General features: G+C 61.8%; 18 protein-coding genes. 14 read left to right on the forward strand and 4 right to left on the reverse strand.

The window, feature by feature from the left end:
- Positions 1 to 9 precede the first annotated feature (9 nt).
- From ABIN98_RS14600 to ABIN98_RS14615, 4 genes are all read left to right on the forward strand, one after another.
- Complete coding sequence (locus ABIN98_RS14600; protein WP_346911060.1) at positions 10 to 594, forward strand: TRAP transporter small permease; 585 nt, start codon at positions 10 to 12, stop codon at positions 592 to 594.
- 64 nt (positions 595 to 658) lie between these two features.
- Positions 659 to 1,945 carry a TRAP transporter large permease gene (locus ABIN98_RS14605; protein ID WP_346911062.1) on the forward strand — a complete coding sequence of 429 codons (1,287 nt, stop codon included), beginning with the start codon at positions 659 to 661 and terminating at the stop codon, positions 1,943 to 1,945.
- Between the two features lie 60 nt (positions 1,946 to 2,005).
- Entirely contained in the window at positions 2,006 to 3,286 is a 1,281-nt protein-coding gene (locus ABIN98_RS14610; RefSeq protein WP_346911064.1) for a CoA transferase, read from the forward strand.
- Positions 3,287 to 3,313: 27 nt separating this feature from the next.
- Positions 3,314 to 3,796 carry a MaoC/PaaZ C-terminal domain-containing protein gene (locus ABIN98_RS14615; RefSeq protein ID WP_346911066.1) on the forward strand — a complete coding sequence of 161 codons (483 nt, stop codon included), beginning with the start codon at positions 3,314 to 3,316 and terminating at the stop codon, positions 3,794 to 3,796.
- A 19-nt stretch (positions 3,797 to 3,815) separates the two neighbouring features.
- On the opposite strand, the gene ABIN98_RS14620 is transcribed toward ABIN98_RS14615, so the two are convergent.
- Positions 3,816 to 4,871, reverse strand: a complete 1,056-nt coding sequence (locus ABIN98_RS14620; RefSeq protein WP_346911068.1) for a LacI family DNA-binding transcriptional regulator — start codon at positions 4,869 to 4,871, stop codon at positions 3,816 to 3,818.
- A gap of 199 nt (positions 4,872 to 5,070) precedes the next feature.
- Here ABIN98_RS14620 and ABIN98_RS14625 point away from each other — a divergent pair, with 199 nt between their 5' ends.
- The 8 genes from ABIN98_RS14625 to ABIN98_RS14660 all read left to right on the forward strand — a co-directional run bounded on the left by ABIN98_RS14625 (position 5,071) and on the right by ABIN98_RS14660 (position 13,139).
- On the forward strand, positions 5,071 to 6,396 hold the full coding sequence (locus ABIN98_RS14625; protein ID WP_346911070.1) for an ABC transporter substrate-binding protein: 1,326 nt from the start codon (positions 5,071 to 5,073) through the stop codon (positions 6,394 to 6,396).
- 73 nt (positions 6,397 to 6,469) lie between these two features.
- Complete coding sequence (locus ABIN98_RS14630) at positions 6,470 to 7,417, forward strand: sugar ABC transporter permease (protein ID WP_346911072.1); 948 nt, start codon at positions 6,470 to 6,472, stop codon at positions 7,415 to 7,417.
- The gene (locus ABIN98_RS14635) at positions 7,414 to 8,349 is read left to right on the forward strand and encodes a carbohydrate ABC transporter permease (RefSeq protein WP_346911076.1); all 936 of its coding nucleotides are present in this window, start codon (positions 7,414 to 7,416) and stop codon (positions 8,347 to 8,349) included. Before ABIN98_RS14630 ends, ABIN98_RS14635 begins: the two co-directional genes overlap by 4 nt.
- Complete coding sequence (locus ABIN98_RS14640; RefSeq protein WP_346911078.1) at positions 8,346 to 8,534, forward strand: hypothetical protein; 189 nt, start codon at positions 8,346 to 8,348, stop codon at positions 8,532 to 8,534. Before ABIN98_RS14635 ends, ABIN98_RS14640 begins: the two co-directional genes overlap by 4 nt.
- A gap of 3 nt (positions 8,535 to 8,537) precedes the next feature.
- A complete protein-coding gene (locus ABIN98_RS14645; protein WP_346911080.1) occupies positions 8,538 to 9,635 on the forward strand; it encodes an ABC transporter ATP-binding protein in 1,098 nt (365 codons plus the stop codon).
- Positions 9,628 to 10,623, forward strand: coding sequence for an ABC transporter ATP-binding protein (locus ABIN98_RS14650; protein ID WP_346911082.1), 996 nt, complete (start codon positions 9,628 to 9,630; stop codon positions 10,621 to 10,623). The genes ABIN98_RS14645 and ABIN98_RS14650 overlap by 8 nt, the downstream gene beginning before the upstream one ends.
- A gap of 11 nt (positions 10,624 to 10,634) precedes the next feature.
- On the forward strand, positions 10,635 to 12,257 hold the full coding sequence (locus ABIN98_RS14655) for a dihydroxyacetone kinase subunit DhaK (RefSeq protein ID WP_346911084.1): 1,623 nt from the start codon (positions 10,635 to 10,637) through the stop codon (positions 12,255 to 12,257).
- Between the two features lie 117 nt (positions 12,258 to 12,374).
- A complete protein-coding gene (locus ABIN98_RS14660; protein WP_346911086.1) occupies positions 12,375 to 13,139 on the forward strand; it encodes an SDR family NAD(P)-dependent oxidoreductase in 765 nt (254 codons plus the stop codon).
- Positions 13,140 to 13,141: 2 nt separating this feature from the next.
- Here the strand turns inward: ABIN98_RS14660 and ABIN98_RS14665 are convergent, their stop codons facing one another.
- Genes ABIN98_RS14665 through ABIN98_RS14675 form a run of 3 tightly spaced genes read right to left on the reverse strand, consistent with a single transcriptional unit; the run spans position 13,142 to position 16,507 of the window.
- Positions 13,142 to 14,356: a cyclopropane-fatty-acyl-phospholipid synthase family protein gene (locus tag ABIN98_RS14665; RefSeq protein ID WP_346911087.1), complete on the reverse strand. Its 1,215-nt coding sequence runs from the start codon at positions 14,354 to 14,356 to the stop codon at positions 13,142 to 13,144.
- Position 14,357: 1 nt separating this feature from the next.
- Positions 14,358 to 15,152 (reverse strand): DUF1365 family protein, encoded by a 795-nt coding sequence (locus ABIN98_RS14670; RefSeq protein WP_346911089.1) that lies wholly within the window; start codon positions 15,150 to 15,152, stop codon positions 14,358 to 14,360.
- Positions 15,149 to 16,507 (reverse strand): FAD-dependent oxidoreductase, encoded by a 1,359-nt coding sequence (locus ABIN98_RS14675; RefSeq protein WP_346911091.1) that lies wholly within the window; start codon positions 16,505 to 16,507, stop codon positions 15,149 to 15,151. Before ABIN98_RS14675 ends, ABIN98_RS14670 begins: the two co-directional genes overlap by 4 nt.
- Before the next feature lie 26 nt (positions 16,508 to 16,533).
- Between ABIN98_RS14675 and ABIN98_RS14680 the strand changes: the two genes are divergently transcribed.
- Together ABIN98_RS14680 and ABIN98_RS14685 are read left to right on the forward strand one after the other, a co-directional pair.
- Entirely contained in the window at positions 16,534 to 17,304 is a 771-nt protein-coding gene (locus ABIN98_RS14680) for a sigma-70 family RNA polymerase sigma factor (protein ID WP_346911093.1), read from the forward strand.
- Positions 17,304 to 17,969: a ChrR family anti-sigma-E factor gene (locus ABIN98_RS14685; RefSeq protein WP_346911094.1), complete on the forward strand. Its 666-nt coding sequence runs from the start codon at positions 17,304 to 17,306 to the stop codon at positions 17,967 to 17,969. Before ABIN98_RS14680 ends, ABIN98_RS14685 begins: the two co-directional genes overlap by 1 nt.
- Positions 17,970 to 17,973: the final 4 nt, after the last annotated feature.

The raw sequence follows: 17,973 nt of genomic DNA on the forward strand, positions 1-17,973 counted from the left end.
AACCTCGTCATGCATCATCCCGAAGCCCAAGTCTCTTATCCCACGGCGGGTTTCCGTCACGTCGATCGGGTTCTGATCGGTTTAGAGCATATCGCGGTCTGGTTCGGGATCGCCGGTCTCGGTGCGATCATGCTGCTGGTCTCCGCCGATACGCTCGGACGATATTTCTTCAACGCGCCGCTGCAGTTCCAGTATGAGTTGACGAGCCACTACCTGATGGGAATGACTTCGCTTGTCGCGCTCTCCTGGGGCGTGCGCCGCGGCGCCCATATTCGCATCAGCCTCATCGACGATTATCTGGGCCCGCGCCTGCGCGGCCTTCTGTTCGGCTTCAATTTCTTGCTGGCCGCAGCCGTCATGGCCGTCATCTGCTTCTATTCCGCAGCGGAGGCTCTGCGCTCCTGGTCGGATGCGGAGGTGTTCTTCGGCGTTGTCGATTGGCCGGTCTGGCTCGCTCATATCTGGGTGCCCATCGGCTGCGGCCTTCTGGCCTTGCGGCTCGTGTTCGACGGGGTTCTGGTGATCGTCGATCCGACCCATGCGACGCTTCTCCGCGCGACTGCGGATCCCGTGAACGAAGTGGACGCGGTCTAACCGTGTATCCGTATTTGGGAAGGGCCGCCGTGTCGGCCGCGAACCTGACAAAGAGGACAAACTGGTGAGCCTTGTCATTGGAATTGGCGGATTGTTGCTGCTGCTTGTCGGCGGCATGCCGATCGGATTTGCGCTGGCAACGTCGGGCGCGCTCGGGCTGGCCGCTCATATGGGCCCCGGTATTGTCGGGCCGCTGATGGCCGACAGCTTTTTCGAACACTCATCGTCCTATCTGCTGCTCACGGTGCCGATGTTCGTGCTGATGTCGGAATACCTGTCCGCGAGCGGCATTGCCCGCGATATCGTCGTGGCGAGCTACCGCTGGATCGGCCGTCTTCCGGGCGGGCTCGGCATTGCCTGCGTCGCGGCAAGCGCGCTGATGGCTGCGGTCATCGGTTCCAGCACGGCTTCGGCCGCCACCATGTCGACCGCTGCCTTCCCCAACATGAAGCAGCTCAAGTATCACCCGCGCCTGGCAGCCGGCATCATCGCCATCTCGGGCACACTGGCGATTATGATCCCGCCGAGCGTTATTCTGGTGATCTATGGAATCATGACCGAGCAGAGCATCGGCAAGCTTCTGATCGCCGGTGTGATCCCGGGTCTTCTCACCATGCTCGGCTACATCGTGGTGATGGTCTATCTGGCATTGCGCCACCCCCATCTGGCGCCGCGCGCACCGAGCTTCGACCTCCGCACAGCGACGAAATCGTTGACCACTGTCTGGCCCGTCATGCTGTTGATCGTCGTTGTCATCGGCAGCCTGTACGGCGGTGTCGCCACGCCGACCGAAATCGGTGCGGTCGGCTCGCTCTTTGCGCTCATCATCGTCGTCATCCTGCGCCGCATCAACGGCGAAGGCATGCGCGGGGCCATGGAGAACACGCTCAGGACCTACATGATGATCATGATGATCATCCTCGGCGCGATGGTCTTCGGTTTCTTCATGACCTACACGCAGCTTCCCCAGAAACTCGTTACGGCCGCGACGGTGTCGGAGCTGCCGCCCTGGGTGATCCTTGCCATGCTGATCGGTATCTATCTGTTCCTCGGCTGTTTCCTCGACCAGATCGCGATCCTCGTCCTGACCGTGCCGCTGACCTTTCCGATCGTCTCCTCACTCGGCTTCGATGGTATCTGGTACGGCATCATCATCACGAAGACGGTCGAAATCGGACTCGTGACGCCGCCGCTGGGGCTCAACGTCTATGTCACCTCCTCGGTCACCGGCGTGCCGCTCGGGGAGGCGTTCAAAGGTGTTATGCCTTTCCTGCTGATGGAGCTCGTTCTGCTTCTATTGCTGGTCGCTGTGCCGGACATCAGCCTCTGGCTGCCGTCGCACATGCGCTAAGGAATTCCCGCATGGGTCGGGGTTCGTTCAATGACACATATTTCGGGAGATAAGCCGTTCATGCAAACCGGGCAGATCGCGAAGCCGGAAGGGCCGTTGCGGGGCGTTCGAGTCCTTGATCTCAGCTCGGTCGTGCTGGGACCCTACGCCACAATGATCCTCGGCGATCTTGGCGCCGACGTCATCAAGATCGAGGCCCCGGACGGCGATATCCTGCGTCACATCGAGCCGGCGCGGAATCCGGGCATGGGCGCGGTTTTCCTGAACACCAATCGCAACAAGCGCAGCATGGTTCTCGACCTGAAGCAGGAAGAGGCGCGTGACGTTTTGCGCGATCTCGTCGCCGACGCCGACGTTTTCCTGCACAGCATGCGGCCCAAGGCGATCCGCCGCCTGGGTCTCGACTATGAGGCACTGTCCGGGCTGAACCCGCGTCTCGTCTATTGCAACGCCTGGGGGTTCCGGAGCACCGGGCCCTATGGAGACAAACCGGCTTACGACGATGTTATCCAGAGCCTGTCCGGCCTGGCCGAACTCAGCTCGCGCGCCGGCGGCGATCCGCGTTACGCACCGACTGTCATCGCTGACAAGATGACGGGGATGACAGCGGCCTATGCGGTGATGGCGGCACTGTTTCACCAAGCCCGTACCGGCCAGGGACAGGAGGTCGAGGTGCCGATGCTGGAGTCGGTGACCTCCTGCCTCCTGGTGGAGCATCTTGCAGCCGGCGTCTTTCAGCCGGGGGATGCAGCGCTTGGCTATGACCGCGTCCTGGCGGCTCATCGCCGCCCGTATGCGACGCTCGACGGTTTCATTGCTGTCATGCCCTACAATACCGGCCATTGGCAGCGTTTCTTCCACGCAGCCGGCCGGCCGGATCTCGCTGAAGATACCCGTGTGACCGACATGGGCAAGCGTAGCCGTCATATCGGCGAGCTTTACGCCCTTATCGCCGAGCTGGTCGCGACGAAATCGACCGACGACTGGATCCGCTTGCTCGAGGAAGCCGACGTGCCGAGCGTGCCGGTCAAGTCGATTGATGCGCTTTTCGACGACCCGCATTTCCAGGCCACCGGCTTCTTCATCGACTATGACCATCCCAGCGAGGGACGGTTGCGCACCACGGCCGTGCCGACGATCTTCGGCCAGACGCCTGCGGGGCTCCATCGCGTGCCGCCGCGCCTCGGGGAACATACCCGCGAGGTTCTCGGAGAACTCGGCTACGATGAGGCGCGCATTGCCGCGCTGGAAGCGGGGGGCGTGACTGTGCCGCAAATGGCGGGGACGAAGACCGCAGGGCCAGCAAATGCGGCCACCGGCCTTTCCGCCGCCGGCGTCTGACAAAATCGAAAAGCAAGGAACACAAAAGTGGCAAGCGAACCTCGTCTTCTCGGCCGTGGCTTTTATTGGCAGGAACTGACCCCCGGCGAGCGCTTTCGGACCTATGGTCGTACGATTACCAGCACCGACCGGTCCCTATTCGTCGGCTTGGCCGGGATGGTTGAGGTGCTTTTCACCAACGCGGACTATGCACGAGACCATGCCGCGATGCGTGGCGAGGTCTGTCCCGGCGCACTGGTCCTGTCGATCGCCGAGGGCCTGGCATTGAACGCGACCGCGCAGGAAACCGGTCTCGCTTTCCTCGGTATGGAGATGGACATCAAGCGACCGGTATTCGCCGGCGATACGATCGAGTTGGAGATCGAGGTGGTTGAGGTGCGGGCCGAAAGCAAGGGAACGCGCGGTCTTGTCCGCACGATCAACACCGTCCGCAATCAGAATGGCGAGGTCGTCATGATCTACCGCCCGCTTCGCCTGATGGCAGGCGACCCCGGGGCCGCCGAAGCCTGAGCAGCGGTTTCAGGTCAGGTCAAAGATTGGTGGCCAGAAGGATTTCCACCCGGATCTTCTCCTGTGAGACCAGCGTGCTGCGCTGATCGGTCATGGCTTTCAGCTTGCGGATGGCACTTCTCGCAAGATGGCCGGGATCCTGGGTGATCAGGGCGTCCAGCAGGCCGCTTTTCAATGCGGCCTCGGTATAGGGCGTCCGCTCGTGGGCGATGGTCACGATGTGCTGCGGCAACTGGATCTCATCCAGGACGGTTAGCGGGACCCGTGCCTCCGACGACAGGATATAGGCCGCGACAATGTCCGGTCTTTTCAGGGCTGCGGTGATGATGGTGCGGGCGCGGTCGGGATAGCCGTAGGTCTCCAGCGACGGCAGCGCGTGAAGATGGGGAAACTGCGAATTGATGATCCGGTCGAACCCGAGCCGGCGTTCCAGGCTGTCGCGCGACTGCATGGTTTCCGAAACAATGAGGATGCTTCCGGTTGCCGCACGAACGAACCGGCCGAGCAGGGTGGCCGCGGTCGCGCCGGCGGCGTTGTTGTCGATGCCGACCCAGTCGTCGCCGGTGCCGGTCTGGTTGGAAATAAAGGGCAGGGTCTGGACGCCGCGCTCCTGCAGGCGGTGGATCGCATCGCGCACCTGGGGCGTTTCCGGCGCCATGATCGCAACGCCGTCGACCGTATCGGTGGTCAGGGTGCCGAGGTAGCCGGCAATTCCATGCGGGTCGTTCTCGTTCAGGTGCTCGACGTAGGTGGTGACCATGTCGTTGACCAGAATGCTGTTCGCCTCGTCGATATGACGCACGATTTCCTCGTGAAACAAGTCGCCTGAGCGCGGCAGGACAAAGACGAACCGGTAGCTCTTGTTCTTGGCGAGATTTGCGGCCGACAGGTTGCGGACGAAGCCCAGTTCCTTGATGGCGGCGTTGACCCGGTCAATGGTCTTCTGCTTGACGCCTTCGCGTCCGTTCAGCACGCGATCTACGGTGGCCCGGCTCACGCCCGCAAATTTTGCGAGGTCTTTCGTGGTCGGTCGGGCCAATGGGTCACTGAGGGCCTGGGATGAATTTTTCTTCATCTTATCAGTTGCTTGTTTTCCTTCGGAAGGTGCCGGAATCGCGGCCTGTTTCCGTTTCCCTGACCTTTCCATAGCACAAATTGAGACACGTGCGTCATTTTTTGCTTGTTTTGAGGCACGTGTCTCATTTAGTCTTCTTTCAACGGAGCCGCCGTGCCGGGGAGGGTATGGCCGGTCTGTTCTAGGGAGGATTGATCAAATGAAATCCAGATTTCTGATGGCCGCAGGTGCCTGCGGTCTGCTCATGAGCGGTTTTTCCAGTGCGGCTCAGGCGGAAGACCTGACCTTGTGCTGGGCATCCTGGGATCCGGCCAACGCGCTGGTCGAACTCAGCAAGGATTACGAGGCCCAGAGCGGCAACAAGATGAGCTTCGAGTTCGTGCCCTGGCCGAACTTCGCGGACCGGATGCTGAACGAACTGAACTCCGGCGGCAAGCTGTGCGACCTCATGATCGGCGACAGCCAGTGGATCGGCGGCTCGGCCGAAAACGGCCACTACGTGAAGCTCAATGATTTCTTCGACAAGGAAGGCATCAAGATGAGCGACTTCATCGATGCCACCGTGACCGGTTATTCCGAATGGCCGAAGAATTCACCGAACTACTGGGCTCTACCCGCGTTCGGCGACGTGGTCGGCTGGACCTACCGCAAGGACTGGTTCGAACGGCCGGAACTGCAGGCCGAATTCAAGGAAAAATACGGCTACGCCCTTGCCGCGCCGAAGACCTTCGCGGAACTCAAGGACATCGCCGAGTTCTTCCAGGGTCGGGACATCGACGGCAAGACGGTCTATGGCGCCTCCATCTACACCGAGCGCGGATCGGAAGGCATCACCATGGGCGCGATGGACGTGCTCTACAGCTTCGGCTTCCTCTATGAGAACCCGGACAAGGCTTATGATATGGAGGGCTTCGTCAATTCGGCAGGCGCCGTTGCAGGCCTTGAATACTACAAGGCGCTCTACGATTGCTGCACGCCTCCGGGCTCGTCCAACGGCTACATGAGCGAGGGCATCGATGCCTTCAAGTCCGGCCAGGTCGCCATGCAGATGAACTTTGCCTTCACATGGCCGGGGTTCGAAAACGACGCCAATGTCGGACACGGCAAGACCGGCTATTTCGTCAATCCGAAGGGCCCGGACGGCAAGCAGTTCGCGCAGCTTGGCGGGCAGGGGATTTCCGTCGTGGCCTATTCGGACAAGAAGGATGCCGCGCTCGACTACATCAAGTGGTTCGCAAAGCCGGAGGTTCAGGCGAAGTGGTGGGAAATGGGCGGCTTTTCCTGCCTTAAGGCGGTGACGCTTGCCCCCGATTTCCCGGAAAGCCAGCCTTATGCGCAGACATTCCTGGACTCCATGGCGGTCGTGAAGGACTTCTGGGCCGAGCCGAGCTACGCCACGCTTCTGCAGGACACCCAGAAGCGCTTCCACGACTATGTGGTTGCCGGCAACGGCACGGCACAGGAAGCCCTCGACGGGCTGGTGCGCGACTGGACCGAAACCTTCGAAGACGACGGCAAGCTCTAAGCTCGCCTCTCGGGCGGGGCGGGTCATGTCCCGCCCGATGCTCCCGGCCAATTTCCTTTCGGATCGAGAACCCATGACGGACAAGACCACTGCGCGGGCCCCATCTGCTCCGCCGGGCGCCCCTGTGCGCGCCATCCGGGGCGTGAGCGACCGACTGGTGAGCTGGGCGTTCATCGCGCCGACGATCGTGCTCCTGCTGGCGATCAATATCTTTCCGCTGATCTGGACAATCCGGCTCAGTCTGACGAACTACCGCGCCAATCGCACCGGCGCCGAGCTGAAATGGCTGGGCCTGAGGAATTACGAACGGATCCTGACCGATCCGGACATCTGGAACGCCATGCAGGCGACCGCGCATTTCGTCTTCTGGACGCTGGTGCTTGAGGTTCTGATCGGCTTCACGCTGGCCTATCTGATCAACAAGAAGTTCAAGGGCAACGATCTCTGGACCACGATCATCGTGCTGCCGATGATGTTGAGCCCGGCAGTGGTCGGAAATTTCTGGACGTTCCTCTACCAGCCGCAAATCGGCCTGTTCAATTATTTCATCGGCTTTCTGACCGGCGCGGATCCGTCGTCGTTTTCCATGATCGGCGATGTGGCGCTGGCGCCGTGGGCGATCATCATCGTCGATACCTGGATGTGGACCCCGTTCGTCATGCTGATCTGCCTGGCCGGGCTCAGGTCGATCCCGGAGTCCATCTATGAAGCGGCCGAATGCGACAGGGCGAGCAAATGGCGCCAGTTCTGGACCATCACCATCCCGATGGCCCTGCCGTTCCTGATGCTGGCGGTCCTGTTCCGGGGTATCGAGAACTTCAAGATGTTCGATCTGGTCGTGCAGCTTACCGGCGGCGGTCCCGGCAGTATCACCGAGTTGACCTCCATCAATCTGAAGCGGGAAGCCTTCGAGAAGTGGCGCACCGGGTATGCCAGCGCCTACGCGGTGATCCTGTTCGTGACCGTGTTCGGTCTGGCCTCAATCTACGTCAAGGCGTTGAACAAGGTGAAGGAACGATGAGCTTTTCCGTTACCCAGCCGTCGCTGCGGCAGAAGTGGATCGCCGGCGTTCTGGTCGTAGGCTATGCGGTCCTGACCCTGCTGCCGCTCTTGTGGATCATCGCGACCGGGTTCAAGTCGCCGAACGATGCCATCGCCTATCCGCCCAAGGTGGTGTTCGAGCCGACTTTGGAAGGCTACGTCAACCTGTTCACCACCCGGACCAGGATGTCGCCGGAAGCCCTGAAGGACATGGGCCCGCCGCAAACCTGGTACGACAAGATCGTCCGCCAGTACGACATGGTGATCTCCGGCCCGAGCCGATACGGCGAGCGGTTCCTCAACTCGGTCATCATCGGTTTCGGTTCGACCTTCCTGTCGGTGTTCTTAGGCACGCTCGCCGCCTACGGTTTCTCCCGCTTCAAGGTGCCGCTGAAGGACGACCTGATGTTCTTCATCCTGTCCACCCGGATGATGCCGCCGATCGCGGTGGCAATCCCGATCTTCCTGATGTTCCGCCAGCTCGGCCTGTCGGATACCCATTTGGGCATGATCCTGCTTTATACGGCGGTCAACCTGTCGCTTTCCGTCTGGCTGTTGAAGGGGTTCATCGATGAAATTCCCATCGAGTACGAGGAAGCGGCCCTGATCGATGGCTACACCCGGTTCCAGGCCTTCTACAAGGTGGTGCTGCCGCAGGCGGCGACCGGGATCGCGTCGACTGCGATCTTCTGCCTGATCTTCTCCTGGAACGAATATGCCTTTGCCGTCCTGCTGACCTCGGGAACGGCCCAGACGGCACCGCCCTTCATTCCGACCATCATCGGCGTGGGCAAGGACTGGCCCGCGGTCGCCGCCGGCGCCACCTTGTTCCTCGTGCCGGTCATGGTCTTCACCGTCCTTCTGCGCAAACATCTGTTGCGCGGGATCACCTTCGGAGCTGTCCGGAAATGAAAACGCTGCTTACCGACTTGTCGCGGCTGCGCCGGGGGCCGTGGGAAATGGTCGCCACCGTGCTGATCGCGCTCGGGGTCTTCATGCTGATGCAGCCCTTCGCGCTGTGGCTCTACACCTATTCCTTCATTGTCACTTTGGTCGGAACGGTGATGTTCATCATCGTCAGCCATTTCCCGGAGTAGTTGATGGCCCAGATCAGGATTGAACATCTGCGCAAGGAATTCGGGTCGTTCACCGCCGTGAAATCGTCCTCGTTCACGATCGAGGACGGCGAGTTCTTCATGCTGCTCGGGCCCTCCGGCTGCGGCAAGACGACGACCCTGCGGATGATGGCCGGGCTCGAACTGCCGACCAGCGGACACATTTATATCGACGACGAGGAGGTCAGCCAGAAGCGCGCGAGCCAGCGCGACATCGCCTTCGTCTTCCAGATGTTTGCGCTCTATCCGCATATGAACGTGCGCAAAAACATCAGCTATCCGCTGATCAGTCAGGGCATGCCCCGGGCGCGGGTGAAGGAGAAGGTGGCGGAGGTCGCGAAGATCCTCAGGATCGAGGATCTGCTCGATCGCCCGGTCGGCGGCCTGTCGGGCGGCGACCGGCAGCGGGTTGCGCTCGGCCGGGCCATTGTGCGAGAGCCCAAGGCCTTCTTCATGGACGAGCCCTTAGGCGCGCTCGATGCGGAGTTCCGCGAACACATGGCCGAAGAGCTGCGCGCGCTTCACGACCGCATGGGCGCGACCACGGTCTATGTCACCCATGACCAGCTTGAGGCCATGCAGATGGGCGACAAGATCGTGGTCATGAACCACGGCGTCATCGAGCAGTTCGGCGTGCCGCAGCAGATCTACGACTGGCCGGCCACCAAATTTGTGGCCGAGTTCATCGGCTCTCCGCCGATGAATTTTCTCGATTTCGACGGCACGGTGGCCAACGGCGCGACCCGCGTGCACCTCGGCGAAGCTCAGTTCGAGGTGCCGGAGCAACTGACGGGCGCGCAAGGGGCTTTGACCCTCGGCGTGCGCCCGGAACATGTGGCGCTGAACGACGAAGCCGCCTATCGCGGAGAGGTCATCGCGCAAGAATATCTCGGCACCACCCAGATCGTGACACTGGAAACGGCGAACGGCGTGTTGAAGGCCCGCATTCCGTCCGACCGGCCGGTTCGCGTCGGCGAACAGACCGGCGTGGATCTCGATGCGCGCAAGCTGACGGTCTTCGATGCGACCACCGGAAAGGCGTTGCTTTCGACCGCGAACGAGGAGGTCCTTCACCATGGCTGAAGTCAGGCTTTCCGGGATCTCCAAAAGCTTCGGATCGACGGTCGCCCTCGACGACGTCACCATGACCGTACCGGACGGGTCCTTCGTTGTCCTGCTCGGGCCGACGGGGGCGGGGAAGACCACGCTCCTGCGCATGGTGTCGGGGCTGGACACTCCGGATTCGGGGTCCGTGTCGATCGGCGGCCATTCCATGGCCGGCCTGACGCCGGCTCATCGCAATGTCGCGATGGTGTTCCAGCAGTATTCGCTCTATCCGCATATGAACGTGCGGGAAAACCTGGAATTTCCCTTGAAGTCACCGATGCTGCGGACACCGCAGGCGGAGATCGACCGCAAGGTGGCCGAGGTCGCGGAGATCCTGCAGATCTCCCACAAGCTGGACAACAAGGCGACGGCGCTTTCCGGCGGAGAGATGCAGCGGGTCTCCATCGGCCGGGCGTTGGTGCGAAACCCGTCCGTCTACCTGATGGACGAGCCGCTGAGTTCTCTGGATGCCAAGTTGCGGGCGGACCTGCGGGTGGAACTGAAGAACATCCAGGCCAACTCCGGGGCGACGCTGCTTTACGTCACCCATGACCAGATCGAGGCCATGACCATGGCGACCCAGATCGGGGTTCTGGACCAGGGCCGGCTGGTGCAGTTCGGCACGCCGCGCGAGGTCTACGAAAACCCGGTCAGCGTCTATGCCGCCAGCCGTCTCGGTCAGCCGCGGATCAACATCCTGCCCGCGGACCTCTTCGCCGGGGCTCCGACAAGGGCCGCTTCCATCGGCCTGCGTCCGGAGCACATTGCCCAGGGCGAAGGCGAGGAGAGCTTCGTCAACCGGGTGGAGCACCTGGGTGACCAGACCCGTCTGCACCTGGTTTTCAAGAACCATGATCTCGTGACGGTAACGGATGCGCACACGACGCTGACCCATGGCGACATGGTGAAGATCCAGCCGAGAAACCCGCTTTATTTTGACGCCTCTGGCGCAAGACTCGCCTGAGGGAGGGCCACATGACGCATTTCATGAACAAGAAAGAAGACCTCGTCACCGAAGCCATTGATGGCGCGATCACCGCGGCCGGCGGAACGCTCGCCCGCCTGGACGGTTATCCGCACATCCGCGTCGTGGTGCGCAGCGACTGGACAAAGTCTAAGGTCGCGCTCGTCTCCGGCGGCGGTTCCGGTCATGAACCGGCCCATGTGGGCTTCGTCGGCAAGGGCATGCTGACGGCGGCCGTGTGCGGTGATGTGTTCGCGTCCCCTTCCGTCGATGCGGTTCTGGCTGCCATCCTCGCGGTCACCGGGCCGGCCGGATGCCTGCTGATCGTGAAGAACTACACCGGCGACCGCCTGAACTTCGGGCTGGCGGCGGAACGGGCACGTGCCTTCGGTCACAAGGTCGACATGGTGGTTGTCGACGACGATGTCGCCTTGCCGGACCTGCCCCAGGCGCGCGGTGTGGCCGGAACCCTGTTCGTGCACAAGATTGCCGGTGCCCTGGCCGAAAGCGGCGCGGCCCTTGAAACCGTTGCCGACACGGCGCGGCGCGTGATCGGCAGCATCAAGAGCATCGGCATGTCGCTGGATACCTGCACGGTGCCCGGCTCGCCGAAGGAACACCGCATTCCTCAGGGCAAGGCTGAACTCGGGCTCGGCATCCACGGGGAAGCGGGTTTTGAGCAGGTGGCCTTCGTCGATGCCAGGCAGGCCATGGATGCGGTCGTGGAAAAGCTGCGGGTCGCAATGTCCGACAAGCCCCACGTCGCTCTCGTGAACAACCTCGGTGCGGCCTCGGTCCTGGAAATGGGGCTTCTTGCCAACGAACTGATGCAGTCGTCCATCGGTTCCCAGATCAAGTGGATGGTGGGACCGGCGTCGATGATGACGTCTCTCGACATGCACGGCTTTTCCGTGTCGCTGCTGGAACTGGGCGATGGAGATGCCAAGCTTTTGTCGGAGCCGACCCCCGTGTCGGGCTGGCCGGGATGTGTGGCGCTTGAAGAAACCAGGGTGCTGCCGCTTCCCGATGGTCTGGCGCCGATCAAGGCGATGCCGTCGCCGCACGAGCCGACACGGGCGTTCCTGACTTCCTGTTGCGAGCTTCTGATTTCAGCCGAAGCGGATCTCAATGCGCTGGATGCGAAATCCGGCGATGGCGATACCGGATCGACCCTGGCGAATGCCTCCCGAGCGCTGATTGCATCGATGGATAGCCTGCCGCTGGCCGATTTCACGCAGCTGTTCCGGGCGATCGGGCAGGAACTGAGCCAGACCATGGGTGGGTCCTCCGGTGTGCTGCTGGCGATCTTCTTTGCTGCCGCCGGCGATGCGTCGTCGTCCGGCCTGCAGATGCGGGACGCGCTCAAGGCCGGTCTGGACCGGATGCAGCAGATCGGCGGCGCCAAGCCGGGTGACCGGACCATGATCGATGCGCTTCAACCCGCATTGGATGCCCTGGGCGACGGGTTCGCTGCTGCGGCGACCGCCGCCCGCAAGGGCGCCGATCACACGGCAACGCTTGCCAAGGCCAATGCGGGCCGGGCGTCCTATCTGAATGCGGAGCAACTGATGGGGCACAACGATCCGGGCGCGGAAGCCGTCGCCCTGCTGTTCGAACATGTGGCCCGTCTCTAGAATGGCCTGAGTACCTTCGCCCTGCACTGATCCGCAGGCTCCCCGGATCCGTATTACAGATGGATCTCAGATTATCCCGCGTGGGCCTAGCGCCCCGTAGGAGAAGGGGCGCATGCAATGGACGGTCAACAAAAGCGGGCCTGGGTCGTCGGTGCCAGTTCGGGTATCGGCGCGGCAGTCGCCTTAAAGCTTGCCGATGCCGGATACCTTGTCGCGGCTAGCGCGCGGAACGAAACGGCGCTAGATCGGCTCGCGACCGAGGCCGGTGGTTCGGTTCGAGCGTATCCGGTCGATATCCGCGATGGCGAATCCGTCGGCCGGACGCTTGGCGAAATCGAAGAGACCATGGGTCCTGTCGATCTCGCCGTCTTTGCCGCGGGGATCTACCGGCGCGATGAACCGGGACGGTTCGCGGCGGACCTTGTGGCGAAAACGGTCGACGTCAATCTGATGGGGACCAGTCATTGCCTGGATGCGGTTCTGGGCCGGATGGTGCCACGCCGCAGCGGGCATGTGGCCATCATTGCCTCGGTGTCCGGTTATGCGGGTCTTCCTGGCGGAGGTGTCTACGGGGCGACCAAGTCGGCGTTGATCACGCTCGCGGAAGCGATCTATCCGGAGCTGAAGGAAAAGGGGATCGCCGTCAGCGTGATCAATCCGGGCTTCGTGCAAACGCCGCTGACCGATCAAAACGACTTTCCCATGCCGTTCATGATTTCGGCGGAAGATGCGGCGGGACGGATCGTGCGGGGACTGCAGTCCAGACGGTTCGAGATCGCCTTCCCGAAGCGCATGGTCTACCTGCTCAAGCTGCTTCGGTTGCTGCCCTATCCGCTCTTCTTCGCCGTTACGAAAAAGATGCTGCGCGCGGATCGTGTTTAAGGCTATCGAGCAAGTGTGAACTGCACGACGTCCAGCCGGCCCGAGCGGAATCCGGCGGCGCAGTAGTGCAGATAATAACGCCACATCCGGTAGAAGCGGTCGTCAAAGCCGAGGGGACGGATCTTCGACCAATTGTCGGAAAAGACACGATCCCAGGCGAGAAGCGTGCGCCCGTAATCCGGGCCGAAACGCAGCCTGTCCGCGACCTGAAGGCCGCCTTTCGTGGCGCTTTCTTCAAATACCGTTACCGATGGCAGGAAGCCGCCGGGAAAGATATAGGTCTGGATGAAATCGGCACCGCGGCGATAGTCCCGGAACTGGCTTTCATCGATGGTGATGACCTGGATCGAGGCCTTGCCGCCGTTTGCGAGCAGGTCGCGAACCCGCTCAAAATAGACCGGCCAGTTCTCTTCGCCGACAGCTTCGAACATCTCGATCGAGACGACCTTGCTGAAACTGCCTTCCACATCGCGGTAGTCTTCAAGGCGGATCTCTGCCAGTGCGGATAGTCCCGCCAGCGCCAGCCGCCTGCGGGCGTAATCCGCCTGCTCGGTCGACAGGGTCAGGCCGGTGACGCGGCAACCGGTTTTCCGGATGGCATGTTCGGCGAAACCGCCCCAGCCGCAGCCAATCTCCAGCACGTGGTCATCGGGACCTATGCCAAGCGTTGCGATGATGCGGTCGTATTTGGCAGCCTGTGCCTCTTCCAGGGACATGTCCTGCCGCTCATATAGGGCGGAGGAATAGGTCATCGTGCCGTCGAGCCAATGGCGATAGAAGTTGTTGCCGAGATCGTAGTGGAAGGCGATGTTGCGCTTGCTGCCGGCCCGGGTGTTGCTGTTCAGGAGATGCCGCAGGCGCGCAAACCACCGGCCGAAGGCCGGCGCGCGCATTGCGCCCTGAAGCTGGTCCTCGTTGACGAGCGCCAGTTCCAGGAACGCAAGCATGTCTGGGCTGTCGATGTCGCCATCCATATGGGCGCGGGCAAAGCCGAGGCTGCCACCGCCGAGGACCTTCCAGAAGGCGCCTGCGGTGTTGAGTTTCAGCATGGCCGACGGGCCGGGCTCGGGGCCTTCGACCTGAAACTCCCGTCCATCGGCGAAAACGAGGGTCAGCCGCCCGCGGGAAATCCGCTGCGCCCAGCGGCAGATCATGCGTTGCCAGAGGGGCGGCTTTTGCTCGGCGATCAGGGCTGCGGACTGGTCGATCTCACTCATATCAGTTCTCCCCCAGGCGGTGGCCCGCGACGACGGTGGTGTCGATGGGACGGGTTGCCGCCTTATGACGGTAAACCGAGATCCCCTTGAGCCACAACCGCAAGGCCTCGAAATGAATCGCGCCCATGATTTTCAGGGTCATGAGTGGATAGGTTGCGAGCGCCTTGAGGAGGGTGCGATCGCTCAAGCGCCGCCGGCGGCCGGAAAAGGACGCATGAAGGAGCGGGCCGTCGGTATCGGCCTCGTTGATCGCAATCAGGACCCGCTCAGAAGGCGGCGCGATACGGAACCGGTAGCGGCAGTCCATCGGGATGAAGGGGGAGACGTACATTTCCTTGGCGCACTCGTGTCGAAACTGGCCGTCGCGCCCTGCACCGGCGGGGATCACGTAGGTATGCCGCTCATGAAACGTGTTGCTGACCTCGTAAAGGATGGCGCGCAGGTCTCCCTCGGCTGTGCGGCAGAAATAAACGGTCAGCGGATTGAAGACGTAACCGAAGATGCGCGGGTAGCAGAGCACGCTAATACGCATTCCCGGGCTCCACAGGCCGGCGCTTTCCAGCTGGTCCCGCACCCAGTCCTTCAAGCCGTTTCGGTCCCCGGAGCCGTGGTCGGCGTCATGAAAACTGAAGACGGCCCGACGGTTATGGCCGAACAGCTTCAGTTGCCGGTCGAGCCTCTCAAGTTCGTCGAGATCGAGAAGCAGGGAAAAGACGCGGTAGCGGAGCTTGTGGGCCTTGGGACGGAGGCGGTTGTGAAACACCTCGCCGGCATAAAGGGCGGATGTGAGCGTCATTCGGCGGCGATCCTGTTCTCCGGCACGACGATGCGGTCCGACGGGTTTTCAAGAGACCACGGACGCTTCATGCCGCCAAGCTCTTCCGCGACCGCCAGACCGGATTGCAGCCCGTCCTCATGAAAACCGCTGCCGAAATAGGCGCCGCAGAACCATGTCCGGCGGCGACCCTGCAATTGCCAGAGGCTTGCCTGCGCCGCCATCGCGTTGCCGTCGAAGAGCGGGTGGGTGTAGTCGAAGGTGCGATGGATGTTCCGGGCGTCGATTTCCCGGCTCGGGTTCAGCGTCACGAACAGCGGCAGGTCGGTCTGCAGGTTCTGGAGCCGGTTCATCCAGTAGGTCACGCACAGCTGCTCTTTGCCATTGCCGCGTTTTTCGCCGATGTAGTTCCAGCTCGCCCACGCTCCCTTTCGCTTCGGCATCAGTCCGGGATCGGAATGCAGGACGGCGGTGTTTTCCGTGTAGCCGAAGCTGCCCAACAGGGTTTGCTCTTCAGCATCCGGATCGGCAAGCAGGTGAAGCGCCTGGTCCGCATGGGCGGCGATCACGACCTGGGAAAACCGGTCCGACTGTCCGTTGGCGCAGGTGATCGTCACGCCGAGATCGTCGCGGCGGATTTCGACAACGGGCGAGCCGAAACGCAGGGTTCCGCTGAAGGCGCCGAGAAGGCGTTTGACGTAGGCGCGGCTGCCGCCGGTGACGGTCCGCCACTGCGGCCGGTCCTTGAGAAGCAGGAGCCCGTGATTGGCAAAGAACCTGATGAAAGCCTCAAGCGGATAGGCGCGCATCTCGCTGGCGGTGGTCGACCAGATTGCCGCGCCCATGGGCAACAGATGGTCCTCGATAAAGGTGCGGCTGTAGCCTTCCCGGTCCAGGAAGTCTCCAAGCGAAAGGGTCGCAATATCGCGGCGGTTCAGAGCCTCTGGGGCTTCGCGATAGAACCGCAGGATACCGCCCATCATCGACCAGAACCGCGGACTGATCGCATTGGTTCGCTGGCTCAGCAGCCCTGAGAGGCCGGAACCGGAATATTCGAACCGGCCGCCGTCCAGCGAAGCGGAAAAGGACATGTCGGAGGCTTCCGTCGGCACGCCGAGATGATCAAACAGCGCGACGAGGTTCGGGTAATTCTTGTCGTTGTAGACGATGAAACCGGTGTCGACCGGGGTCTTGCCGGTAATGGTTTCGACATCGACCGTGTTGGAATGGCCGCCTGCCCGGGCTTCGGCCTCAAAGAGCGTGACGTCTTTTGTCTGCGACAGCAGCCAGGCGGCGGAAAGACCGGAAATACCGGAGCCGATGACGGCGATCCGCGCATTGCCTGCATGAAAATCTTTATTGCCCCGAAAGCTCATCGCAAACCAACCGTTTCTGTTTTGTGTTGGATGGGATTACGCATGAAGGCTGCCGTCGGATCGGTGCCAAAAAATATTTTATGCGCCGTGATCCACCACGCCAAACGGCGCGTAATAGCGGCATGACAATAACAGTTTCCCAGGCGGCCGAGCGATGCCACTATGGTCTTGCGTTAGCCAGATGGACCGCACGTCCGGTGCGGAAGCCACGTGGCGTTGCGATGATCAAAGTGCGCGGAACTCCCATGACCGAAGACCCTGAAGACATGTCACGGCTGATCGCAGCCGTGGCGCGGGCGCAGGATGTGTCTGCCTTTGAGAGACTGTTCCGACATTTTGGTCCGCGGGTGAAGGCCTACATGATGCGCCACACCGGCAACCATCAGACCGCAGAAGAACTGATGCAGGAAACGATGATGCTGGTGTGGAACAAGGCCACACTGTTCGATCCCGATAAAGGAAATGCCTCGACGTGGATCTTCACGATCGCGCGCAACACCTTCATTTCTGCCTATCGCAAGCAGAACCGGCCGGAATTCGATCCAAACGATCCGGCTTTTGTCCCCGATGATATTGCGCCGGCCGATGTGGAATTCCAGAACAGGCAGGAAGCGGACCTCGTCCACGCGGCTCTGAAGGACCTGCCCGAAGAACAACGCGAACTTGTGCAACGTTCGTTCTTCGGTGACGTGTCGCATTCCGATCTTGCCGAGGAATTCGGATTGCCGCTCGGAACGGTGAAGTCGCGCATTCGCATGGCAATCGCCAAGCTTCGAAAAAGCCTGGGGGAACGCTGATGAGACCGCGTCATCATATCCGGGACGAGTTGCTCGCAGCCTATGCGACCGGGGATCTGGCGGAAGGCTGGAGCCTGCCTGTGGCCACCCATCTTGCCTTGTGCCCCGAGTGCCGGGCGCGGCTGGCTCGCTTCGAAGCAGCCGCCGGAGATATGCTGGAGACAATCGAGCCGGCAGAAGCGTCCGTGGAAAGCTCGTGGCAGGAAATCCGGCAGCGCCTCGCCGAAGCAGGGTCTCCTACCTCCAGGCCGAAACCGAAGACGGAAACAACGCGCGGCGACTATGTCTTGCCCGCGCCGCTCAGAAATTACGTCGGTGCCGACGCGGACGAACTGAAATGGAAAGCGCTGGGCCGGGGTGCCTATCAGGTCCTGGTGCCGACAGGGGATGAGGAAACCAGTGTGCGCCTGCTGCGTATCCCAGCCGGCAAACCGGTGCCGGAGCATGGCCATGGCGGGCGCGAACTCACGCTCGTGCTGTCCGGAAGCTTCAGCGACGTGACCGGGCGTTACGGACGGGGCGACCTGGAGGATGCGGACGAGGACCTTGAGCATCAGCCGATCGCCGGTGACGAGGAAGACTGTATCTGTCTCGCGGTCACGGACGCGCCGCTTCGCTTCAAGAGCCGCCTGTTGCGGTTTGTCCAGCCGATGCTGGGTATCTGAGGAG

Origin of the sequence: uncultured Roseibium sp., assembly GCF_963675095.2 — a bacterium.
GTDB lineage: Bacteria > Pseudomonadota > Alphaproteobacteria > Rhizobiales > Stappiaceae > Roseibium.